General features: G+C 34.7%; 21 protein-coding genes, 2 riboswitches and 1 other annotated feature. Of the genes, 6 read left to right on the forward strand and 15 right to left on the reverse strand.

Features of this window, described 5'->3' with window-relative positions; genetic code table 11:
• Positions 1–416: 416 nt before the first annotated feature.
• Positions 417–2705, reverse strand: a complete 2289-nt coding sequence (helD, locus tag CLORY_RS09800) for an RNA polymerase recycling motor HelD (RefSeq protein WP_079423753.1) — start codon at positions 2703–2705, stop codon at positions 417–419.
• Between the two features lie 316 nt (positions 2706–3021).
• Between helD and CLORY_RS09805 the strand changes: the two genes are divergently transcribed.
• Positions 3022–4254: an ammonium transporter gene (locus CLORY_RS09805; protein WP_079423755.1), complete on the forward strand. Its 1233-nt coding sequence runs from the start codon at positions 3022–3024 to the stop codon at positions 4252–4254.
• A gap of 174 nt (positions 4255–4428) precedes the next feature.
• Here CLORY_RS09805 and CLORY_RS09810 read toward each other — a convergent pair whose 3' ends face one another.
• The 8 genes from CLORY_RS09810 to CLORY_RS23975 all read right to left on the reverse strand — a co-directional run bounded on the left by CLORY_RS09810 (position 4429) and on the right by CLORY_RS23975 (position 12760).
• Positions 4429–5418, reverse strand: a complete 990-nt coding sequence (locus CLORY_RS09810) for an IS1595 family transposase (RefSeq protein ID WP_079423758.1) — start codon at positions 5416–5418, stop codon at positions 4429–4431.
• A 187-nt stretch (positions 5419–5605) separates the two neighbouring features.
• Entirely contained in the window at positions 5606–6517 is a 912-nt protein-coding gene (gene cysK / locus CLORY_RS09815) for a cysteine synthase A (protein ID WP_079423761.1), read from the reverse strand.
• A 32-nt stretch (positions 6518–6549) separates the two neighbouring features.
• The gene (locus tag CLORY_RS09820; RefSeq protein WP_079423762.1) at positions 6550–7695 is read right to left on the reverse strand and encodes a trans-sulfuration enzyme family protein; all 1146 of its coding nucleotides are present in this window, start codon (positions 7693–7695) and stop codon (positions 6550–6552) included.
• 47 nt (positions 7696–7742) lie between these two features.
• Positions 7743–8369: a class I SAM-dependent methyltransferase gene (locus CLORY_RS09825; protein WP_079423764.1), complete on the reverse strand. Its 627-nt coding sequence runs from the start codon at positions 8367–8369 to the stop codon at positions 7743–7745.
• Positions 8370–8411: 42 nt separating this feature from the next.
• Positions 8412–8659: a binding site (T-box leader), on the reverse strand.
• Positions 8660–8820: 161 nt separating this feature from the next.
• Complete coding sequence (locus CLORY_RS09830) at positions 8821–10317, reverse strand: sensor histidine kinase (RefSeq protein ID WP_079423767.1); 1497 nt, start codon at positions 10315–10317, stop codon at positions 8821–8823.
• On the reverse strand, positions 10307–10993 hold the full coding sequence (locus CLORY_RS09835) for a response regulator transcription factor (protein ID WP_079423769.1): 687 nt from the start codon (positions 10991–10993) through the stop codon (positions 10307–10309). Before CLORY_RS09835 ends, CLORY_RS09830 begins: the two co-directional genes overlap by 11 nt.
• Positions 10994–11138: 145 nt before the next feature.
• Positions 11139–12284 (reverse strand): DUF2207 family protein, encoded by a 1146-nt coding sequence (locus CLORY_RS23970; RefSeq protein WP_079423771.1) that lies wholly within the window; start codon positions 12282–12284, stop codon positions 11139–11141.
• A 2-nt stretch (positions 12285–12286) separates the two neighbouring features.
• The gene (locus tag CLORY_RS23975) at positions 12287–12760 is read right to left on the reverse strand and encodes a DUF2207 domain-containing protein (protein WP_169911583.1); all 474 of its coding nucleotides are present in this window, start codon (positions 12758–12760) and stop codon (positions 12287–12289) included.
• A 289-nt stretch (positions 12761–13049) separates the two neighbouring features.
• Between CLORY_RS23975 and CLORY_RS09850 the strand changes: the two genes are divergently transcribed.
• Together CLORY_RS09850 and CLORY_RS09855 are read left to right on the forward strand one after the other, a co-directional pair.
• Positions 13050–13436: a MerR family transcriptional regulator gene (locus CLORY_RS09850; RefSeq protein ID WP_079423774.1), complete on the forward strand. Its 387-nt coding sequence runs from the start codon at positions 13050–13052 to the stop codon at positions 13434–13436.
• Between the two features lie 17 nt (positions 13437–13453).
• The gene (locus CLORY_RS09855; RefSeq protein WP_079423775.1) at positions 13454–13807 is read left to right on the forward strand and encodes a hypothetical protein; all 354 of its coding nucleotides are present in this window, start codon (positions 13454–13456) and stop codon (positions 13805–13807) included.
• A 59-nt stretch (positions 13808–13866) separates the two neighbouring features.
• Here the strand turns inward: CLORY_RS09855 and CLORY_RS09860 are convergent, their stop codons facing one another.
• The 5 genes from CLORY_RS09860 to thiD all read right to left on the reverse strand — a co-directional run bounded on the left by CLORY_RS09860 (position 13867) and on the right by thiD (position 18038).
• Positions 13867–14283 carry a TM2 domain-containing protein gene (locus CLORY_RS09860; protein WP_079423777.1) on the reverse strand — a complete coding sequence of 139 codons (417 nt, stop codon included), beginning with the start codon at positions 14281–14283 and terminating at the stop codon, positions 13867–13869.
• 163 nt (positions 14284–14446) lie between these two features.
• Positions 14447–15079, reverse strand: a complete 633-nt coding sequence (gene thiE, locus CLORY_RS09865; RefSeq protein ID WP_079423778.1) for a thiamine phosphate synthase — start codon at positions 15077–15079, stop codon at positions 14447–14449.
• Positions 15069–15899: a hydroxyethylthiazole kinase gene (thiM, locus tag CLORY_RS09870; protein WP_079423780.1), complete on the reverse strand. Its 831-nt coding sequence runs from the start codon at positions 15897–15899 to the stop codon at positions 15069–15071. The genes thiE and thiM overlap by 11 nt, the downstream gene beginning before the upstream one ends.
• Before the next feature lie 17 nt (positions 15900–15916).
• Positions 15917–17227, reverse strand: coding sequence for a phosphomethylpyrimidine synthase ThiC (gene thiC / locus CLORY_RS09875; RefSeq protein ID WP_079423782.1), 1311 nt, complete (start codon positions 17225–17227; stop codon positions 15917–15919).
• 1 nt (position 17228) lies between these two features.
• Positions 17229–18038 carry a bifunctional hydroxymethylpyrimidine kinase/phosphomethylpyrimidine kinase gene (gene thiD, locus CLORY_RS09880; RefSeq protein ID WP_079423783.1) on the reverse strand — a complete coding sequence of 270 codons (810 nt, stop codon included), beginning with the start codon at positions 18036–18038 and terminating at the stop codon, positions 17229–17231.
• A gap of 102 nt (positions 18039–18140) precedes the next feature.
• Positions 18141–18239, reverse strand: a riboswitch (TPP riboswitch).
• Between the two features lie 63 nt (positions 18240–18302).
• Positions 18303–18401: riboswitch (TPP riboswitch) on the reverse strand.
• A gap of 159 nt (positions 18402–18560) precedes the next feature.
• Here thiD and CLORY_RS09885 point away from each other — a divergent pair.
• Both CLORY_RS09885 and ilvD read left to right on the forward strand, forming a co-directional pair.
• Positions 18561–19244, forward strand: coding sequence for a FadR/GntR family transcriptional regulator (locus tag CLORY_RS09885; RefSeq protein WP_079423785.1), 684 nt, complete (start codon positions 18561–18563; stop codon positions 19242–19244).
• A 116-nt stretch (positions 19245–19360) separates the two neighbouring features.
• Positions 19361–21016 (forward strand): dihydroxy-acid dehydratase, encoded by a 1656-nt coding sequence (gene ilvD, locus CLORY_RS09890; RefSeq protein ID WP_079423787.1) that lies wholly within the window; start codon positions 19361–19363, stop codon positions 21014–21016.
• Positions 21017–21241: 225 nt separating this feature from the next.
• On the opposite strand, the gene CLORY_RS09895 is transcribed toward ilvD, so the two are convergent.
• Positions 21242–22255 (reverse strand): DUF4097 family beta strand repeat-containing protein, encoded by a 1014-nt coding sequence (locus tag CLORY_RS09895; RefSeq protein ID WP_079423789.1) that lies wholly within the window; start codon positions 22253–22255, stop codon positions 21242–21244.
• A gap of 346 nt (positions 22256–22601) precedes the next feature.
• On the opposite strand from CLORY_RS09895, the gene CLORY_RS09900 reads away from it, so the two are divergent.
• On the forward strand, positions 22602–22943 hold the full coding sequence (locus CLORY_RS09900) for a cupin domain-containing protein (RefSeq protein WP_079423791.1): 342 nt from the start codon (positions 22602–22604) through the stop codon (positions 22941–22943).
• Positions 22944–23025: the final 82 nt, after the last annotated feature.

Genomic DNA, 23025 nt, shown 5'->3' on the forward strand with positions numbered 1-23025 from the left:
CATGAAAACGCATGCCTGCAAAACTAAATATCATTTATTATAAAAATTATATTTGTTAAATGAATTTCAATCTATGAGATGTATGCTGATCAGCACTGTATAAAAGCAAGAGAAATTCTTGAAGAAAATAATTGGCCAGAGGAGTACATACCTGCTATTCAAAGTCATGGTTTTTGGAATCTGCTGTGATGTAAAGCCAGTAGAGAAAATGGAAAAAGGAATATTTTTAGTGATAAGCCTCTTTGGACTTGCCACTTTTTGTTGTTTATTGTTTGTCCTATGAATATAGCTCATAGGCATATTCGCGGCTTTTTTATATATAATTTTGTTTTACTAAAATGTTGGTGTTGATACATATTTAATTTATAGTTAAGCCTTTATATATCAAACAGCTGCATTTTTTGAATGCTCTGAGTTTAATTAAAATTCACGTCTTTCAAAATAGGCATAGTATCCTTTAAGCTATATAGATAAAGCCTATGCATCGGTCTAGTCATCGCCACGTATAAAAGCTTTATATCCATTTCATTTTCTACGTAGCTTTCCTCAATATTAACAATGAACACAACATCAAATTCCAACCCCTTGGCCATATGCGCTGGAACAACTATTACTCCTGCTTCATAGTTCTCCTGTTTTTCATCAATTATCCTTACATCTTTATATCCTTGTTTCTGCATCTCAGCTGTAAGCTTTTGACACTCTTCATAGGTTTTGCAGATTATCGCAAACGACTTGAAATTTTCTTTTTTTACCTCTATTAGCTTGTCTATTACGCTGAACACCAAATCTTTCAGTGTATTACATGTAACGTTGTCTGGCTTTAATCCATGCCTTATAACAGGTTTAGCATATATGATTCCTGAATTATTAAGCTTTTTAATTATTTGATTAGCAATATGCATAACCTCAACCGTTGTTCTATAACTCTGTTCCAAAGTCATATATGAACTTTCATCCTCTCCAAAGACTTCCCTCTGCACTTGCTGCCAGTTATCAACAGCTCTATAGGAATGTATCCCTTGGGATAAATCTCCCAGCAGTGTTATCATTCCACTATTAACTACTTTTTTAAGTGTGTACAGTTGGAATATGCTGAAATCCTGTGCTTCATCGACTACTACACTGCTTATATTAACTTTATTCTCAAATCCAAACACTCTAAGTTTAAGGTACACAATTGCACCGTAATCCTCAATTTCATATTTTGCACTGTCTAAATTGTTTTTATTTACTTTACAGAAATACTCGAGCTTATCCTTAGGGAGTCTGCCATCACTGTACTTATCCATAAGTTCTGCACTCGTAACCAAGTCGTAATAATATTCTTCCCAGCTTCTCTTATTAAAGCTTTTACTAAACTTTCTTACAGCATTTTTTAGTTCGTTCGTCAAGTCTACCAATGCCTTATCACGCTGCTGACACAGTTCAGTAATCAATTTTCTTCTTTCTTCCACCGTTTTAGCTCTTACCCTAGCTCGCTCAATTTTTATATCATATAATCTTTCCTCTGTCTTAAGCATATCCTTCTTCACAAGTTTTACTTTGTTTCTAAGACTCTTTTTTATCTCCTCAACACGCTTGTAAAATGGATGGTATGCTAAATCATTCAAAAACATCTGTTTTATAGACTGCCTATCTATAAGGATTTCTTTTCCTACAGCAAAATCTTCATCAGGCAGAAAATTTTTTTCTATGTCATCTATATATCTATCAATAAGCTCTTTAAAAACTAGAGAACCCTTAAAACCAGACGACCATTTTATATTCTCTACTTCTTTTTTATCTTTATTATGTATGACTTTCATTAATTTATCATCATTGTCTATCAGAGATATTTTTTTATTAAGAAGATTATCCATAAAACCCTTATATGTGTTTTGCTGGACTTTCTCAACACCAAGTTCTGGCAGTACTTCGGATATGTAGTTTATGAAAAGATTATTAGGCGCTATAATCATAAAGCTCTCAGGATCAAAAGAATCTTCATAATTGTATATGAAATATGCTATTCTATGCAGGGCTATAGTGGTTTTACCACTTCCTGCAACTCCCTGGACAATGAGAGGTTTGTACATTGGAGCCCTAATTATTCTATTTTGTTCCGCTTGTATTGTAGCAGCTATATCTTTAAGCCTGCTTTCAGCTCCAGCAGACAATGCTTCCTGCAGTAACTCATCATTGGTGGTTATATCAACATCAAATATCTTTTTAAGCTCTCCCTCTTCAATGGTAAATTGCCTCTTTAGAAGAAGTTCTCCTTCTTCAATATTGTCTACAGATTCATAAGATGTTTCTCCAAGTCTTCCCTCATAATAAAGACTTGCCACAGGAGCCCTCCAGTCTACAATAACAACTTCATTGTCTTCCGCCCTTATTAGTGAAGTTTTGCCTATATAAAGCCTATTAACTTTTTCTTCTCCTTTTCGCTTGAAATCTATTCTAGCGAAATAAGGTTTATTTTTTGCCTTTATATAGTTATAGTAATTCTTTTCAGCAGTGTACATAAGTCTAGAATTGACCATTATACTTGCAAATCCCGAACTCATATCTCCTGGGTCCAATCCTTCCATAGCCTGTTCAATATTGCCCTTATATACTCTCTTAAAGGTTTCTATACCTTTAAGTGTCTTATTCAAATAGTCTATTGTATAATTGAGCCTATCTCTTTCTAATTCGTAGTCCGGATGTTTATCCTCTGACATGCCTTCACCTCCAGTAAAAATATCAAATAAATTGTATAAATACTACTTTAATATTAATATTGAAGTTTGTAAACACTTTTCCATATATATACATCAAGTAAATGTATATTTGTTTCTTTTGATAATTCTATATATAAAATTATTAAAAATTGATAGTAATTATCTAAAAAAAATAATAAAGTCATCTATTTTTCTTCATTTTTTTAATATTTACTATATTTTTGGCTTGAACGTTGACATTTGGTTTACACTAGTCCTAAAACATAGTATCCTTTCCATATCAATTATATTAATTAATTTTAGGGGGGCTTTTATTATGGGACACATTAACTATGCAGACACTACCTTCGTATTTCTTTCTACTGTACTCGTAATGTTTATGACACCTGGACTAGCATTATTCTATAGTGGCATGGTAAGGCGCAAAAATGTGCTTAGTACTACTATGCATAGTTATGCGACAATCGCTGTAGTATCCTTACAATGGGTTATTTTAGGTTATTCTTTAAGTTTTGGGCATAATATAGGGGGATTTGTCGGAGGCTTTGACTTTGCATTTTTAAACAATGTAGGTTTTAAGGCTAACGCTGCGTATGCATCAAATATACCTCAACAAATATTTATGATGTTTCAAATGATGTTTGCTGTAATTACTCCAGCACTTATTAGTGGTGCTTTTGCTGGAAGAATGAGATTCCCTGCATTTTTAATATTTACACTTCTTTGGTCTACCCTTGTGTATGATCCAGTTGCTCATTGGGTTTGGGGAGACGGCGGCTGGCTTAAAACTTTAGGCGCACTTGATTTTGCTGGTGGTAACGTAGTTCATATGAGTTCCGGAGTATCAGCATTAGTAATTGCATTATTTATCGGAAAACGAAAAGGAATTAATGAAGCAAGACCTCATAACCTTCCATTAACTATACTTGGTGCTGGTATATTATGGTTTGGTTGGTTTGGTTTTAATGCTGGAAGCGCATTAGCAATAAATAATGTAGCATTGAATGCATTTATAACTACTAACACAGCGGCTGCTGCGGCGGCTCTTTCCTGGATGTTCTGCGAATGGGCTGTATTCAAAAAACCTTCTGCTATGGGTTTTGCCAGCGGTGCAGTAGCTGGACTTGTAGCAATAACTCCTGGAGCGGGTTTCGTAAGTATGGGTTCATCATTAATCATAGGTTTGATTGGAGGGGCTATATGCTTCTATTCAGTAACAATAATGAAAAAGAAAATTGGATATGATGATGCTTTAGATGCTTTTGGATGTCACGGTGTAGGCGGTACTTGGGGTGCTATCGCAACGGGAATATTCGCTTCAAAATCCATAAATTCTGCTGGTGCTGATGGTCTTATTCATGGTTCCTTTAGACTTTTAGGGGTTCAGTTTCTTGGAATAATAGCTGTATATGTATTTGCAGCGGTTGTTACATTGCTAATCTTAGTTGTAGTAAATCACTTCACTAAATTTAGAGCTACTGAAGATGAAGAGGAAGTTGGACTTGATATTTCCATGCATGGTGAATCTGGCTATAGTTTGGAAAGCTAGTGACTATAAATTAAATGTCAGACAGGCTTTTTAGTAGCAACAGGCAAGCTTTTGTTCGCCTGTTGCTTTTGCTTTATGCCTTGATTGCTGTGTTACCAGTTTTCTATATCTTTGTTTTACTTAAATGTTGTCGGCACTACAAAAGGACATGCCTATTTAATCTCAGTTAAAATTTCACTGTCCAAGCTCTCCCACCATATTTAAATCCTTATTTCTAAATTTTATTCTACTAATAATTACCATTTTCAAAACATCTATCACACCTTTATTAACATATTTTTCTCCTTCACTCCATTTTACCCAAGCTATATAAAAGTTTAAAAATCTAGTACAAACACCTCTGCATTGTGAAACTAGTCGCTTAAGATAACTCTCAATCCTTGAGGCATTTTTTATATGATATTTGCCATCTATTATTTGACTCATATATCTAACCTTATGAAGTTTAATATTATTCTTTCTAGCAAAACTTTCATAAGCCATATTATTATCTGTACAGATTTCACAGTTGTTTAATACTCTTTCTTTTAAAATTTCATCTACTTTCCTATAGCTTATAGGTCCTCTACATAGAGTTTTGGAAAATATATTTCCATTTCTATCTTGACAGCATAATACGCATATTCTTTTATCACTTATATCATGAAAATCGTTAATTTGCATACCAACTCCTAAATCTCTTTGATATGAATCTGGATATCTCTTTCCCTTAAAACTTTCATTTATATATGTAGTTTTTATTTCAATAATACCATCCATATCTTCCGGTAATTTTTCATTTAGAACTTTCAATATTTTGTGTCTCCAATAAAAAGCTGTCTTAATACTTATTTTCAGCTCTGCTGCTGTCTTTCTTAAGCTAAGCTTATTATTCATACAATTCATATATTCAAGCCACTTTTCAATTTTCTTCTTCGTATAACTAAGCACTGAATTTGTAGTTGCATTAAAAGTTTTTCTGCAATCTTTACATCTATATCTCTGTATATCCGTAGAAAAATATCCAAACTTTATTATATTAACGCTCTTACAGTGAGGGCATATAACTGAGGAACTTTCAAACTTCTTTCTAATTTCTTTATTAAAATATCTATGTAAATTAAATGAATAAAACTTTTTAGCTTCATTAATTTTTACAAATGATTTATAAAATAAAAACTTCATATATGTCACCTCTGGTTTTGATTATTGACATATACAAAGTTTTTAATCACTTAATTAGTATTTATTTTTATAACTTGTACACTAGACGTTTGTCTACATTAACAACATTTTAGTAAAACAATCATAGAGGCCTCAAGTTACACACTGCACTACTTCAACCTTAAGCTTCACTTGAATTACCTTCAAATTATTCATACAAATTTTTACTAAAGTATCTATCCCCTCTATCAGGGAACACAATAACAATGTTACCTTTATCAATTGAATTTGCAAGCTTAATAGCAGCGGCTAAAGCAGCTCCTGAGGAAGATCCAACTAGAAGTCCTTCATATCTTGCCAGCTCCTTTACATAAGCCAGTGCCTCATCGTCATTAACCTTAATAAAATCATCTGCCAGCTCTATGTCTAACGTATCTGGTATAAAATCATTTCCTATTCCTTCTATCTTATAACAGCCTGCCTCTCCACCGCCTATAGTTGAACCAATAGGATCAGCTATGATAGCTTTAACTGAAGGCTTCTTTTCTTTTAAATATCTAGCTATTCCAGTAAACGTGCCGCCGCTTCCTGCCCCAGCTACAAAATAATCTATGTCTCCATCAAGTTGCTCGTATATTTCTCTGCCCGTAGTACTGTAATGAATGGCAGGATTAACAGGATTTTTGAACTGCGCCAGGGATATTGAATTTTCTATAGTCTCTAAGAGTTCATTGGCTTTCTTAATTGCTCCCTCCATCCCTAGTTCCAACGGGGTATTAATTATTTCTGCTCCAAGTGCCCTCATAATTATTTGTTTCTCTATGGAGAATTTCTCTGGAACTGTGAATATGACCCTATATCCTTTCTTCAACGCTGCAAAAACAATTCCTATTCCAGTATTACCAGCAGTAGCCTCCACTATAGTGAATCCTGGTTTTAAAAGTCCCTTTTTCTCTGCATCTTCAAGCATTGCCACTCCTATTCGATCCTTTACGCTGCCGCCTGGGTTAAAATTCTCAAGTTTAGCAAATATATTAACACCTTCTTTAGTTCCAAAGGATTGAAGCTTTAAAATAGGTGTATTGCCTATCAATTCTCTTAAATCATTTATATAATTCATTTTTACATCTCCATTTTATACAAGTATATTTATTAGAGCTTAACAGCTTTAAAAGCGCTATCCAAATCTTTTACAATATCCTCTTTGCTTTCAATTCCTACGGAAAGCCTTATAAGATTATCAACAATTCCTATTTCTTGTCTTATTTCGTAAGGTATAGATGCATGAGTCATGCTAGCTGGATGGCATGCTAAAGATTCAACTCCTCCAAGACTTTCACCAAGTGTTATAAGGTCTAAACTTTCAAAAAACTTCTTAACATCATATTGAGGTTTCAACACGAATGAAATCATACCGCCAGCTCCATCAGCCTGGGTCTTGTGAATATCGTAACCATCATGAGTTTTGAGTCCTGGATAATATATCTTTTGCACAACTTCATTGCTCTCCAGATACTTAGTAACAAACTCCGCATTCTCAACATGTCTGTCCATTCTTACCCCAAGTGTTTTTATTCCTCTAATAAGCAACCACGCATCTGACGGGTTCAAAATCCCACCTGTAGCATTCTGTATGAAGTGAAGCTTTTCAGCTAATTCAGCACTGTTTACTACAGCTAATCCTGCTATTAAATCACTGTGTCCGCCAAGATATTTTGTAGCACTGTGAACTACTATATCAACTCCAAGTTCTATAGGTCTTTGCAAATACGGTGTCATAAATGTATTATCTACTACCGTTAATAGGCCTTTCTTTCTAGCTAATTCAGATATCTTTCTTATATCCGTTATAGTCATTAGTGGATTTGTTGGAGTTTCAATAAATATAGCTTTTGTTTTGTCATCAATGGCTTCTTCCACAGCCTTTAAATCACTTGTATCCACAAGTTCATACTCTAGATTGAATTGTTTAAACACCTTATCAAATATTCTATAGGTTCCACCATAAACATTATCCGATAATATTATTTTGTCACCGCTTTTAAATAAAAGAAGTACTGCAGATATAGCTGCAAGACCTGATGCAAATGCAAAGCCCTCGTAACCTTTTTCTAGATCATTAATAAGCTTCTCAAGCGCTTCCCTTGTTGGGTTACCTGTTCTTGAATACTCATATCCTTTGTTAACTCCTAGTGACTGCTGCTTATAGGTAGATGTCTGATAAATTGGTATATTTACTGCTCCTGTAGCTTCGTCTACTGATATTCCGCCGTGTATTAGTAATGATTCAATTTTCATGTTAATCCTCCTAAATATATTTGTTTACTTGGTATTTATATAAAGCTTTATCTTTTTATTCCTGTTGCTATAAAAATTCCCGTTTCAGTATATTCACCCTTACTTGAATATCCCTTACAGCTTAGATCAGTTTTATGAATCTGAATATTAGAAAACCCTGCTTCTGATAGCCAATCCGTAATTTGCTTATCCGAAAATCCAAGCCATACATCATGCATTTCCTCTATGGCCCAATAGCCATTATGCTTCTTCACATCTGATATGACTACAATACCATCAGTATTGAGAATTCTATACATTTCTTTTATAGCTTTATCCGGCTTCTCCACGTGATGCAGTGCCATATTAGTAAATACAGCATCCATAGAATTATCGAAAAGAGGTATTTCTTCCATGGAACCTGTTATTGGATATATATTTTTTCTTCCTAGCTTTTGGGAAGCATTATTAAGTTCCTTAAGCATATTTCTTGATCTATCCAACGAAAACACTAATTTTGCCTTTTCCGAAAGTTCCAATGATACAAAACCTGTTCCGCAACCTAAATCTGCACATATCTTATCTACAACTTGTACTTTAGATGTGATTGCATACTTTAGTTTTTCTTCAAAATACTCGCTTCTTATTACATTCCACTTATCAGCAATTGAATCAAAATAATTTACAGAACTCATTAAAATTCCTCCTCAATAAAATAAAAAAACTCCTGCCTCCATTACAGAGGCAGAAGTAAATTCCGCGGTTCCACTCTGTTTATCAGTCAAAAATATGACTAATAACTCATCAATTATTGGTACTACCATACCTCAAAGCTGTAACTTGCTTTCCAGCTGCTTCCTACTAAAAGTTTCGGAGCAGTGCTCAGAGATGCAATTCAGTTTTCTATTTCTTAAGATTTCTTACACCCAAGGAAATCTCTCTCTGAAAGCTTTCAAAAACTTACTATTCTCCTCATAGCATTTCCTACTATTCTTATTTGTTTTATAGACTTTATATTTATATTATATGCTCACCTTAAAATTTGTCAACCTATTTTATTATTTTTTTATTGCTTGTACAAGAATAGCTTGCCTCTAAATTTTAAAAAAGCTCTGCCCTTTCTCAAAGGCAGATTCTTTTAAAACCCTATATATCTTTAGGTACTTTAAAGTAGAAAAGTACTCCTGTATCTGTATTTCTAACACCATGCTCATACTTATGAAGCATTAAAATATTTTTTACAATAGAAAGACCAATGCCAGTTCCTCCAGCCTTTCTATTTCTAGATTTATCAATTTTATAAAACTGATCCCAAATCTTATGGAGTTCTTCCTCAGGTATATTTGCACCCGTATTTTCAACCTCTACACAATAGTTTTCCTCATCATCTAACATTCTGACAAATATAGTACCATTATCACTAACATGTCTTATAGCATTAGTAATAAAGTTCGTCATTACCTGCTCCATTCTGCTCCAATCTGCCTGTATCTTCACATTGCTTATAAGATCAAGTTCCATTGTTACACCTTTATCATGTATCATCGCCTCATACTTTTTAGCAGTTATCCTTATAAGTTCTGTAAGCATAAACTCATCTTTAACTAATCTAAAATTTCCAGATTCAAGCTGTGATAGATCCAGCATGTCGGAAACAAGATTAGCCATTTTTTTAGACTCATCCATAATTATATCTAGATAGTAGTCTTTGTCCTCATCCTCAAATATCTGATCTTTAAGTCCGCCAGCATATCCATCAATAAGGCTAATAGGAGTTTTAAGCTCATGTGATACTGACGCAATAAACTCTTTTCTCATCTTTTCAAGGCTTCTCTCTTTTTCTATGTCCTCTTCCAGCTTAACATTTGCCTCCTTTAGAGATGTTAGTGCATTATCTAGATTTGTAGATAATATGTTAAGAGATTCCGCCACACTGCCTATCTCATCCCCACTGCTAACTACACATTTCTCACTAAAATCGAGTTTCGCCATTTTAATAGCCGCTTTGTTTATCCTTACAAGAGGCTTTGCAATCATCCTAGAATAAATGAAGGCTGTTAAGACACTAAGCAATAATGCTGCTGCTATAAAATAATTATAAAATTCCTTGATTATAGATACCGCTTCGCTTACAGATTTCAACGATGTCATAGCAAATATAACAGAATTATTATTGCTATTATATGCTACTCCAACGATAGGACCTCCGTCACCACGATCCGGTGTCTTCATCCTGCCTACAACCATCTTGCTTTTTACCGCTAACAGCTTAGTATAATTATTATCACTGTAATACCAATTATTAATATAATCCTTCAGGCGATTCTCATCCATCATTTTATTTCTTTCCCTTGGAGTAGAATGCAGATATACAGGAATAGTGTTGTTCTGCATGATAATTATCTTTAATTCTGAACTATCCTCATACTTTTCAAGCAAATTTGAGAGCTGTTTATTAGTTGAAATTTTATTATATTCTTTACTGAATTTATTTAAACTGTCTTTAAATTCCACTTGTTTTTTATATACATAAAACTGTTCAAAAAACTTAGACTGCACAAGAAGTGTACTTCCTATAAAAATAGCAAAAACACCTATAGTAATGATAAAAAGTTTTTTTGTTATACCTAAATTAAATTTCATTCTTAGCTTCAAATTTATAACCCGTACCTCTTACTGTGGAAACTAAATAGGCCCTATCTCCAAGTTTTTCTCTAAGTCTTTTTATATAGGTGTCTGCAGTTCTAAGTTCTCCTATAAAATCGATTCCCCATACCTTATCCAGTATCTTCTCCCTGCTCAATACAATTTTCTCATTATGAGCAAAATACACTAAAAGGTCGTATTCCTTTGGAGAAAGATTTATTTCCTCCCCATTTATTGTTACGCTGTGGGATAATTCATTTATTAACAGACCATCAAAATACAACTCTTTTTTTACATCTACCTTCTCATAATAAGCTCTATTAATCAAATTTTCTATCTTTGCTATTAATAATTTCATGTTAAAGGGCTTAGTTACATAATGATCAGTTCCCAATTCATATCCAAGAAGCTTGTCATCATCCTCACTTTTAGCTGTCAGAAACACTATAGGTACATTTGATATCTTTCTGAGTTCCGTGCATGTTGTCCATCCATCCATTACAGGCATCATAACATCAAGAACCACAAGATGAATCTTGTTCTCTTTAAAAATTCTAAGTGCATCCATTCCATTCTCAGCCTCTAAAACCTGATAACGTTCTTTTTTCAAATAGGCTCCAATAAGCTTTCTCATTCTTTCTTCATCATCTACAACTAAAATCAGTTCTTTCATTTTGTCCTTCACCCTCCATTCAACAATGGTTCTCTAGTATTCCTGCTAACTATCATACTATCCCAGCAATATGTATATGCTCTTTCAACTTTATTAACAAACTATTAATAAAAAGGAGGGAATATAAGCTCCCTTCTCTTTGTTCCTAAAAAGCACTGCTTCCGCCACCACCGCCGAAACCGCCGCCTCCTCCTCCGGAAAAATTTCCTGAAGAGCTGCTATTTACATGATTTGTATAGGTAGTATACCCTCTGTGTATATCTCCATAATACATGCCTGTATAATAATTAAGGAACCAATAATTCATAAATATACTGCTGCTGTCATTAAACCTACTATCATCACTGTATTGTTCAATATGTTTAATAACTCCTGACGCTACATCAAGTACCATGGCATAAGGCAATATTTTGTCCCAAAGACCTTTTTCCTTAAGTTGCATAACCTCTTGTTGTCCGGAATCCCTAAGATATGCCTTAAATGCATTCCATTTTATTCTTTCATCTTCATATTCGTTTGTAAGTATCTTCTTGCCCATTACGGAAGTATAGAAATCAAGCCGTTCAGCTTCACTCTTAACAATCCCCTTCCATACAGTAAACTTATTTGAAAAATGTGCTTTACTAGCATTTCTTTTAATAAAGCTAAGATAAACCACGTTTTGGTCAGCATATTCTCTGAGCCATTCTACCAAGTAGCTCTCACTTCTTAAAAGCTTATGGTGCGGCGAATCTGGGTTTATTACAAAACATAAATTATTGTAATCTCTATCAAAAAAACCACTTTCAAGAAACGATATAGCACCTTTATTCTCAAGATTCAATATGCTTGCCATCAGCTCATTTATATCTATAGATCTATTTAACAGCTGAGCTACCAATTCTGGAGGCAAGTCGCTAGGCAGCTGAGAATAATACTTGTCACTATAAAACATGTATTGACTTCTATATTCTCCTATAGCCTTTCTCCTCTTTTTACCTGACACATATATTGCTCCTGAGGTTATAGCTGTAACTCCTAGAATAGTTGCAGCAACAGCTGCTATTCCTTCCATTCTCTGTTTTTTCACCATTTCGTCATAATCACTTTTCGTCATATTAATAGTCTTAGATGCATTAACCCAATCTGGCGGAAAAGATACCTGTGCACCAATGACCTCATCATTTCCCATATCATTTAATTCTAATTTTATCCTCTTCTTTTCATCAATAGAAGCTAATCCCCTTTTAGGTCCTTCGCCTGTATACTTAACCTGTTTTCTATTTATCTCTTGCGGCAATGTTAAATACACAGTTATTCGACTGGTTTTACATCATCTTCATTTTTATAAAACAGCCATTTAAGCTCTGCTAGATCTTTATACTTTGTTATTACATCCTTAACCTTATAGTTTATACTAAATTTTTTACTCTCCCTTGTACTTTTGCTGTATATTTTTATTTCTTTCCCTTGATTAGTATTGTTTAATTCGAATCTAGGAATTACTGTGTCTCCACCCTTAGACACCTTTACCTTTACATCAGATATTCCATTGGAACCAGATGTGTTTATATCTCTTTTTACGCCGTTAAAACTTCCGTCAAATATATAATTTAGCTCTTCTTTAACAGACATATCACCATTCTCATCTACAGCTGCATTTATGTTTATGGCAGAAATATAATAGTTACCAGATGATGCAAAAACTGTAGAGGATGGTACTACTGCATTTAGCATTATAAACACCAATGCTGCAAATAAAAAACTTCCTCTTTTTAAAATACCCATATTCTCAATATCCTTTCTTTTTTTCATAGACTTATAAATTGTTCTGTTACTTCATATAATACCAGAATCATCGCCCTTTTTCTATAAATACAAGCTATATATACTATTAAAATATCTCTCAATCCGTCGGTGTTAAATATTGTACATTATCTTCTTTATGCGAATTTAACTTTTCATTTTACAGACAACTTTTAAAATATTTATTGACATGGAGTCAACTCTACGTGATATAGTGAATTCAGATAAGGTAGTTCTTATGTAAGATTGCCAGAAAGGTGGTTATATATTCATGTACATCGGTGAATTTTCTAATAAAACAGGCTTATCTATAGACACATTGAGATACTATGATAAGCTTGGAATTCTTTGTCCAGAGAAGCTTAATGGAAAAAGGCAATATTATGAATGCGATATTGAAATAGCTAAAAGTATAAAAAAATTAAGACATATAGGTTTTTCTCTAAAGGATATTGGTTCGATTGTAAACTTTGATAAGGTATTTGATAATTGTGAACCTAACAGTAAGGAATTTATCAACATAGTAAACTCCTTAAAAGAACTTCTTCAAGATAAATATAAATATATATTAAAGCTGGAGCAAGATATAGCAGAAAGCAGAAAATCCATTGAGAAAATGCTTGCTAAGCTTGATATCATTAATGAATATAAACGCTAAGTGGAGGAATATGTATAATGAAATTATTACTGTTAATCGGATTCATTTATGGAATTCTATCAATGATTGCCGGCGGTTTACAAACAAAAAATCTCGGACTGCAGTCATCTATATTGCCAAATATTTCAATGTTTATTGGAGGGTTAATAATATCTGTATGCTCTGTATTCAGAATCTTTACTAAGGCTAAAGCTCTTAATAATATTTCATTGATTTTGTTTATATCAGGTTTAGCAGTTATACAAACAGCAGCAATTTTAAATGGAATAGATATTTATGGAACAATACACATAAAGCACCACATCATTAGATTATGCTTATCCTTTTTGCTAATCGTAATATTTCTGCAAGTGAGGAAAAGCAACCTATAATACAAAAAATGCCAAGTATCTTAGTCTAAGCTACTTGGCAAAACTTTATGTTACAGTAATTACCTTACATAATACGTAGAAGGCTTCATTATGAGAGCAATAAGATCTATTAATGCTCCTATTCCAAATAGCCCAAGTGTGAATAGATACAATATACCCATGCCGATTTTTCCTTCATAAAACTTATGCGCTCCGATGCCTCCAAGAAAAAGACATAAAAGTATTGCAACAGCCTTACTCTTAGGTCTTCCCATATATCCACCAACCTGATTATCATTTCTATTTACGTTACTATTATTAATTACTATGTTAGGCTGCTGTGCACCTTTTAACTCCTCTACCTGTCTACCGCATTTAGTACATACTACTGCTTCCATAGGAATTTTTTCGCCACAAAATTTGCAAAATTTAGTGTTACCTACAGTAGTGTCAACATTCACTGTACTGCCAGTTAACTGGTTATTTTGATTTTCCATCTTTATTCCTCCATTTTTATACTAGTCCATTATAATAATCTTATTTCTACATAAAATAATAAATTCCTTTTTATTATATAACATTTATATAATTTACTACAGCTTTTATTGTAATTGATGTAAAAAAAACAAGCTGCCTATAAAATCTAGGCAGCTGATAAAATCAGTGGATCTCTTCAAACAATTTTTTAAGTTTTTTAGCTGCTACAGTTATATCTTTTGCAGCAATAATAGCAGAAACTACAGAAATACCATTAATACCAGTACCTTTAAATAGAGGTACAGTTTTTTCATTTATTCCGCCTATGACAACAATAGGAATGGATACATTGTTTCTTATCCTTGCTAATTCCTCTATTGTAACTATGCTGGCGTTTGTTTTAGTATCCGTAGCAAACATAGCTCCAACACCGAGATAATCTGCTCCATCTCTTTCAGCCTTTATTGCTTCCTCTGCATTTGAAACAGATACTCCTAAGATTTTATTATCTCCAATAATATGACGCACAACTGCAGCTGGTATATCCGTCTGTCCAACATGCACACCCTCAGCATCTACAGCTAATGCAATGTCTACACGGTCATTAATTATAAGAGGTATGTTCCTTCTGCTCGTGATCCTTTTAATTCTTACAGCTGTATTATAAAACTCCAGCGAATCTGATGTTTTTTCTCTTAACTGAACAAGTGTTGTCCCTCCAGCTATAGACTGCTCCACTGCTTCTTCTAAAGTTTCTGAACTCATAAGCTCTCTATCAGTTACAAGGTAGATACTATAATCTATATCAGACTTCATAGATATTTCCCCTCTTTTCAATGACTTCATCATTAATTTTACTTATCTCATCTATTATAGCTATATGGAAACTTCCAGTGCCTTTAGCTGCTGAATTCTCCTTTGCCAATTCTCCAGCAATGCTCATAGATAATATTCCTGCAGCCGCTGACAGCAGATAATTATGACTGGCTCCGCAGAAAGAAGCAATAAGAGAAGTGGTCATGCATCCTGTGCCAGTAACACTTGAAAGCAACTTAGTTCCATTCTGTAAGTACAGCGTACGTTCACCGTCTGACACTATGTCTGTAGCACCTGTAATTGCCGCTATGCATCCAAATTTTCTTGCTACATGCTCTGCTATGCTTCTCCTCTCTTCTATACTGTTTTCAATGTCTGACTCTGAAGCATCTACACCCTTTGTACTGGCAGCAAGCCCAGCTACAAACCTAATTTCAGACATATTACCTCTGATAACACTCATCTTCACATCTTTTAATAATGTTTCAGTAGTTTTATTTCTAAGTTCTGATGCTCCAGCCCCAACCGGATCAAAAACTACAGGAATATTAATTTCATTTGCCTTTTTACCTGCAGTTATCATTGATGCTATTGTCCTTTTATTCAATGTGCCTATGTTTATTACAAGCGCTGAAGAAATAGACGCAATACTTTCAACCTCATCTATGTCATCTGCCATTATAGGCGAAGCTCCAACGGCAAGTGTTACATTAGCACAGTCATTTACTGTAACATAATTCGTCAGATGATGTACAAGTGGTTTCTTTACTCTTAAGTCTTCCAGTATCTTTCCTACTTCATGTAATAACTTATTTTTCAATTACAACACCTCTTAATCTATTTTTCAGATTTCAGCTCAACATTTTCTCCATTTAGAATCTTATTCATAGTTCTAACAGCACACATCTTGCCGCACATAGAACAGCTGTGCTTGTCCTTAGGAGGAACACTTTCAAAATATGTTCTGGCTTTTTCCCCATCTATAGCCACATCAAACATAGTATCCCAATCAAGCTTTTTACGTGCTTCGCTCATCTTTATGTCCTGATCTCTAGCACCCTTTACGCCTTTTGCAATATCTGCAGCATGGGCAGCAATTTTTGAAGCTACTATCCCCTCTTTTACATCATTTATATCCGGAAGTCTCAAATGTTCTGCAGGTGTTACATAACAAAGAAAGTCAGCTCCGCTGGCTGCAGCTATAGCTCCTCCTATAGCAGAAGTTATATGGTCATAACCCGGAGCAATATCTGTTACTAGAGGCCCTAATACATAAAATGGTGCTCCATGACACAATCTCTTCTGAAGTTTCATATTCGCCTGAATCTCATCTATAGCCATATGACCCGGTCCTTCCACAAGTACTTGCACATCCTTCTCCCAAGCTCTGAGTGTAAGACAGCCAAGTTCAGTAAGTTCTGCAATTTGAGATGCATCGGTAGAATCCTCTAAGCATCCAGGTCTTAGAGAATCACCAAGACTTATTGTTACGTCATATTCTCTCAAAATATCAAGTAGTTCATCGTAATACTCATAAAACGGATTTTCATTTCCAGTCATCTTCATCCATGCAAACAGCAGAGAACCACCTCGGGAAACTATATTCATCTTACGCTTTTCACTCATGAAAATCTCTGACGCTCTGCGATTTATACCGGCATGGATTGTCATGAAATCCACTCCCTCCTCAGCATGAGCACGTACTACTTTTAGAAAATCCTGTGCAGTTATATCACTAAGTTCCTTTTCAAGGTATCCTACTGCATCATATACAGGGACAGTACCTATCATCGCCGGCGACATTTCAATAAGCTTTCTTCTAAATTCATGGGTTTTACCATAATTGCTAAGATCCATTATTGACTCTGCACCATACTTTATAGCTAGTTTAACTTTGTCCATTTCAGCAGAATAATCAATACAATCTCCCGAAATTCCAAGGTTCACATTTATTTTTGTTCTAAGTCCTTGCCCTATACCATAAGGGTGAATAGCTTTGTGATTTATATTTGCAGGTATAGCAACCTGTCCCTTTGCTACAAGCTGTAAAAGTTCCTGTTCCTCCATCCTTTCTTCCCTTGCTACCTGAGCGATTTCTTTTGTAACAATACCCTTTTTAGCAGCTTCCATTTGAGTTCTATACTTCATGTTATTTTTCTCCTCTCTTTAATCCGTTATTATACAAATCATAAAAGTGATTAGTTGGTCCACATCCTTTTCCAATATCAAGAGCGTGACGTATAGCTGTTGTAACATAAGCTTTAGCTTGCCCAACGGCTTCCTCCATTGGTAAACCCAATGCCAAGTTTGAAGCAATTGCAGAAGAGTAGGTACAGCCTGTACCATGGGTATTTTTTGTATTTATTCTTTCTGCTTTGAAATAGTTGAATTTACTGCCGCTGTACAGCACATCTACAGCATCGCCTATTGCATGTCCACCCTTAACAAGTACACTTCTAGCACCGAGCTCAGCAATAGCTATTGCCGCTTCTTGCATATTATCAATGGACTCTATATGCATTCCTGTAATAACTTCAGCTTCCGGAATATTAGGTGTAAGCAAATCTGCCAGGGGTACTATGTCAGATTTAAGCATATCTAAAGATTCTGGGGCCATGAGATAACTTCCATTCTTAGCTACCATAACTGGATCGATAACAAGATTTTTAGGTTTATATTCCCTAAGCTTTTTTTCCACCGCTCCCATACAGCATGGCTTAGAGAGCATACCCACCTTTACTGCATCCACCTCAATATCTTCAAACACAGCATCTATCTGACTTTCGATCATCTCAGCAGTGATATCCTGAATGTCAATGACTCTAAAAGTATTCTCAGCTACCACTGAAACTATAACGCTCATACCATAAACTCTATGTGCAGCAAAGGTCTTTAAGTCAGCCTGTATGCCCGCCCCGCCAATACAGTCAGAGCCTGCAATTGTCAAAACTTTCTTCATATCATCTCTCCTTAAATAGGACGACTATATTAAAAGTTGATATACCCAATTAAACAGAAATGGTGCTCGCATAAAATAGGCAAGCACCATAATAAGTCACATTAAAGCAACTATTCTGCTTCCCTACGCCAGTGTTAGCTGACAGGTTCAAAGGGTCAGGTTTTACCTTCTCAACTCTTTCGAGTCCCCCCGCATATGTAAAATATATTTTTATAATAAAAAATGCTCTCCTCAAAACTAGGAAAGCATAAAACTAACGAATTAGTTGTTTTTCAGCATGCTTCCCTGCGCCAGTGTTAACTGACAGGTTCAAAGGGTCAGGTTCTACCTTCTCAACTCTCTCGAGTCCCCCCGCAAACATTTTTTATTAATTTATATGCACATAATATCACTTTATGCTATATACGTCAAATGAGAAAATGTACCTTTATTTTTGCTATAAGGTAGCGTTATCAGACATCTCTCTTGAAAAATGATGTCTGATAAAGTATAATGAATAATATTTTTATAAGGAGGCTTACTATGACTAAAAGAGGAAAAAGTCTTGCCGAAAACGTGGCAGATGATATTCTTGCCATGATAACAATAGATAAGAAATTTGCAGTTGGAGACAAGCTGCCTAATGAAAATGAACTTTCACTGGCCTTAAAGGTAAGCCGTACAACGCTAAGAGAGGCTATAAGAATTTTAGTTACCCATAACGTGCTTGAGATAAGACGAGGGAAAGGAACCTTTGTTAAAAATAATAACAATCTAAGTGAAGATGTTGGACTTAAAGAGCTTTCCACCTCTGAAATGGATATAAAGGATTTATACGAAATGAGGCTAATATTCGAACCAGAGTCTGCTTATTACGCTGCAAAAAGGGCAACAGATAAAGAGCTTGATAGGATTTTGTATTATGGAAAACTCGAAGAAGAACTAATTATGAAGAATCAGGATAGAACAGAAGTTGAGCAATCTTTTCATAACTCCATAGCAAGAGCAACCCACAATGAATTTATGAATCAGCTGATGCCTATACTTTACAGTGCCATAGATAAGGGGGTTCATTTTTCCTCTTCAAACCTTGAAATGGTTCAAGATACTCTTACAGACCATAGACTAATAATGAACTTCTTATGTAAACGTGATGCAGAAGGCGCAAAAACTGCTATGAGACTACATATAATTCATGCTATGAGAGGTTTTGGAATAAAGGAGTAAAAAGTCAAATGTCACGTGCCTGGCACTTGACAAAAAATAAGTATGTTCTATTGTATTATGACATCATACAATGTATAATGTTGTAATACAATAGAAATTTTAATGAGGTGATTTCAATGAATAGTGATGCAATAACTAAAAGTACTCCTAAAAGAGCTTTGTTTCACGCTCTTGGATTGACTGATGAAGAAATGGACAGACCTTTAATAGGTATTGTAAGTTCTCAGAACGAAATAGTTCCCGGACATATGCATTTAGATAAAATTGTTGAGGCTGTAAAACTTGGTGTTGCTATGGCTGGCGGAACTCCTCGAGTATTTCCTGCTATCGCAGTATGCGATGGACTTGCAATGGGACACAAAGGCATGAATTATTCACTAGTAACAAGAGAACTTATTGCAGATTCCACGGAATCTATGACTTTAGCTCATGCCTTTGATGCACTTGTTATGATTCCAAACTGCGATAAAAACGTTCCTGGACTATTAATGGCGGCAGCTAGATTAAACATTCCAACTATATTTGTCAGTGGAGGACCTATGCTAGCTGGTAAAGTTGACGGATGTAAAACTAGCTTTAGTACTGCTTCAGAAGCAGCTGGTGCATATGAAGCTGGTAAGATCACAAAGGAAAAACTTCTTGAGTTCGAAAACAATACATGCCCTACATGCGGCTCCTGTTCAGGTATGTACACAGCTAACAGCATGAACTGTCTAACAGAAGTACTTGGCATGGGACTTAAGGGCAATGGCACCATACCTGCTGTTTATTCAGCAAGATTACAGCTTGCAAAACATGCTGGAATGAAAATCATGGAACTTTTGGAGAAGGACATTAAGCCTAGAGATATCATGACTGAAGCTGCATTTAGAAACGCATTGACAGTGGACATGGCATTAGGCTGCAGTACTAACAGCATGCTTCACCTCCCAGCTATCGCTCATGAATGCGGCATAGAACTTGATCTTGATATTGCAAACGGAATAAGCGATAAAACTCCCAACATATGCCACCTTGCACCAGCAGGTCATCATTACGTTGAAGAATTAAATGAGGCGGGCGGAGTTTACGCTGTTATGAACGAATTAAACAAATTAGGTCTATTGAATACTGACCTAATTACCTGCACAGGCAAAACTGTTAAGGAAAACATTGAAGGCTGCACCAATAGAGACAAAAATGTAATAAGACCTGTAGAAGATCCTTACAGTAAAACCGGTGGAATAGCTGTATTAAGAGGGAATCTTGCTCCAGACGGCTGCGTAGTAAAACGTTCTGCTGTTACCGAAAAAATGCTAAAGCACGAAGGTCCTGCAAGAGTATTTGATTCCGAAGAAGATGCAATGGAAGCAATAAACACAGGAAAAATTATACCTGGTGATGTAGTCGTAATAAGATATGAGGGTCCAAAAGGCGGTCCTGGAATGAGAGAAATGCTCAACCCTACATCCGCAATCATGGGTCGTGGACTTGGAGAAAGTGTTGCTCTTATCACTGATGGAAGATTCAGTGGTGCAACTAGAGGTGCTTCTATTGGCCACGTTTCACCGGAAGCTGCTGTAGGCGGAAATATCGCTTTGGTACAGGAAGGTGATATAATCCAGATTGACATTATGGCTAATAAGATCAATGTTCTTGTAAGCGATGAAGAATTAAAGAAGAGAAAAGAAAATTGGAAACCAAAGGCTCCTAAGATTACAACTGGTTACCTTGCAAGATATGCTGCTATGGTTTCATCTGCAAACAAAGGTGCTATTCTTGAAGTAAAATAAAAAATAGGGGAGGAAGTGATTTCCGTCGGCTGGAAAATGTCTCATCCAACCACTTCCTCCCCTTTGCAGAGGTTTTGAAGCTTAAGGATCTAACTACCTTTGAAGAAGGAAAAGCAAAGTTAAACATTAATACCTAAGAAAGAGGTTTTTGCATTCAAATGTCAAAACCTCTTTCTTACTCTAAATTTTATTTTTGCAAAAGTAACATAAAACTACATTGCTTCATTAAAATTTCAATTTTCCACCACTTAGTTCTACATTTATCTCAGCACCACCGCCATTAAAAACCTTTGATCCATTTTTATTTGTATCTAAATGGTTGTAATTAAGTTTACACTTAGCATTCTTACCTATCTTCAAATTGACATTTCCCGCATAAGACTTAATATCAAGACACGAATTCTCATACATCTTGTTAATTTCAAGTGCTGTGGCTCCAGATCCTTCGATAGTGCTCTCTCCTCTAAGATTTCCATTACTAATTTTAAATGCTGTATTTGCTGTACTTGCATTAATGCATCCATTAAATAAGTTTATGCAACAATCACCAGTTATTACTTTAGTTTTCATGTCATCACATATGGTTTTACCGTTCATTTTTACATTAGATTTTGTGGCTTCTAATGTAATTTCATTTGCTCTTATTCCTTGAGAAATGAATTTCCCACAAATAGTTTCAACTTTTAATGTATCACAATTAATCTTATCTGTTTTTATTGTACCTGCAGTACTGCCTAATTCAATATTTTTTATGTTCTTCGGAATCTGAATTGAATAATTTAATTTCACTAAGCATTTAGTTCTATTATAATCAGCTGCTTTTTCAAACAACATATTTTCACCTCTATATGGAAGTATCTCAATCTTTCCATTTTCATCCTTTAGCTTTAAATATAAATCCTTTAACATGGATTTTTCATAATCCTTATCATTTCCAGAGACATACACACTAGCATCAATCTTTAATTCTGGTTCATTTATATACTTTACCTCTATGTTTCCACAATTAGAAGGTAGACTAACTGCATTATATCCTTGAGTGTTCTTTTTATAGTTTAATACCTTTTTCATGGTTATAAGATTATTACCTTTTCTGCTAACTATATTAGCTGCTAAGTAGCTATGCCTTTCCACTGGCTTTTTTATATTTCCTGCTGTCCTATTGCTTTTACATCCAACTTCGGCAATTGCTAGCGTACCTGCAATTAAAACCGCAATTACCTTTTTCACATGTCTCATACCCATACCCCCTGAATTTCTATATACCATATTTAAACCACATGTTTAATAATATAATCACTCAGTATTTTTGTCAATTTATCAAGTTATTTACACAATAGTAACAAAGAACTAAATCAAATTATTTCTATTAATTTGAAAAGCAGCATTTTGCATAAAATCTTTTATTTTCTAGTACAATTGGAAAATTCTTATATTACAAAAAAATAAAAACTGTATAACGAAAGACCTTATTGATAAAAATACTTATATAGAAAAGATATGTCGTTTACTAGTCTATGTAAAAGAGGTGAATATTACAAACTAGAGATTTATATGTTATAAACTTCTCTTGTTTGAAAAGTTTATGAAAATAGAAAAATTATTAGATAAAATCATATATAACGATGAAAAACTCACAAAGAAGGTTTTTTTTAATGAAGACAAGGTTCTGAATTTTGTACTTAATTTCAAACCTGGGCAGGGTGTACCTCCTCACAATCATGAGCAAAGTGATCTTATAATCCATGTCCTTGCCGGCGGCGGAGAATTGGTTGTGGATGGAAACATAAATAATGTTGCCGCTGGTGATGTAATCTATTGTAAAGGTACTGAAGTATTCAGTCTTCAAAACACAGGCAGCGAAAACATGTCCTGTTTTGTAATACTTGCGCCAAATCCATCAGCAATATATTCTAAAGAGGTATAGATTTATTATCTTGATAAGGCTGCTCTGTCATAAATCAAAAGACTGCCCTTAAATCGGCAGTCTTTTGTGATTATATGTGCAT

Source organism: Clostridium oryzae (genome assembly GCF_002029235.1).
Taxonomy (GTDB): domain Bacteria; phylum Bacillota; class Clostridia; order Clostridiales; family Clostridiaceae; genus Clostridium_AE; species Clostridium_AE oryzae.

Coding starts and splice junctions, on each gene's coding strand:
- helD (WP_079423753.1), bottom strand. CDS start 2,705: ATGTCAGAGGATAAACATCCGGACTACGAATTAGAAAGAGATAGGCTC.
- CLORY_RS09805 (WP_079423755.1), top strand. CDS start 3,022: ATGGGACACATTAACTATGCAGACACTACCTTCGTATTTCTTTCTACT.
- CLORY_RS09810 (WP_079423758.1), bottom strand. CDS start 5,418: ATGAAGTTTTTATTTTATAAATCATTTGTAAAAATTAATGAAGCTAAA.
- cysK (WP_079423761.1), bottom strand. CDS start 6,517: ATGAATTATATAAATGATTTAAGAGAATTGATAGGCAATACACCTATT.
- CLORY_RS09820 (WP_079423762.1), bottom strand. CDS start 7,695: ATGAAAATTGAATCATTACTAATACACGGCGGAATATCAGTAGACGAA.
- CLORY_RS09825 (WP_079423764.1), bottom strand. CDS start 8,369: ATGAGTTCTGTAAATTATTTTGATTCAATTGCTGATAAGTGGAATGTA.
- CLORY_RS09830 (WP_079423767.1), bottom strand. CDS start 10,317: ATGAAATTTAATTTAGGTATAACAAAAAAACTTTTTATCATTACTATA.
- CLORY_RS09835 (WP_079423769.1), bottom strand. CDS start 10,993: ATGAAAGAACTGATTTTAGTTGTAGATGATGAAGAAAGAATGAGAAAG.
- CLORY_RS23975 (WP_169911583.1), bottom strand. CDS start 12,760: ATGGGTATTTTAAAAAGAGGAAGTTTTTTATTTGCAGCATTGGTGTTT.
- CLORY_RS09850 (WP_079423774.1), top strand. CDS start 13,050: ATGTACATCGGTGAATTTTCTAATAAAACAGGCTTATCTATAGACACA.
- CLORY_RS09855 (WP_079423775.1), top strand. CDS start 13,454: ATGAAATTATTACTGTTAATCGGATTCATTTATGGAATTCTATCAATG.
- CLORY_RS09860 (WP_079423777.1), bottom strand. CDS start 14,283: ATGGAAAATCAAAATAACCAGTTAACTGGCAGTACAGTGAATGTTGAC.
- thiE (WP_079423778.1), bottom strand. CDS start 15,079: ATGAAGTCTGATATAGATTATAGTATCTACCTTGTAACTGATAGAGAG.
- thiC (WP_079423782.1), bottom strand. CDS start 17,227: ATGAAGTATAGAACTCAAATGGAAGCTGCTAAAAAGGGTATTGTTACA.
- thiD (WP_079423783.1), bottom strand. CDS start 18,038: ATGAAGAAAGTTTTGACAATTGCAGGCTCTGACTGTATTGGCGGGGCG.
- CLORY_RS09885 (WP_079423785.1), top strand. CDS start 18,561: ATGACTAAAAGAGGAAAAAGTCTTGCCGAAAACGTGGCAGATGATATT.
- ilvD (WP_079423787.1), top strand. CDS start 19,361: ATGAATAGTGATGCAATAACTAAAAGTACTCCTAAAAGAGCTTTGTTT.
- CLORY_RS09895 (WP_079423789.1), bottom strand. CDS start 22,255: ATGAGACATGTGAAAAAGGTAATTGCGGTTTTAATTGCAGGTACGCTA.
- CLORY_RS09900 (WP_079423791.1), top strand. CDS start 22,602: ATGAAAATAGAAAAATTATTAGATAAAATCATATATAACGATGAAAAA.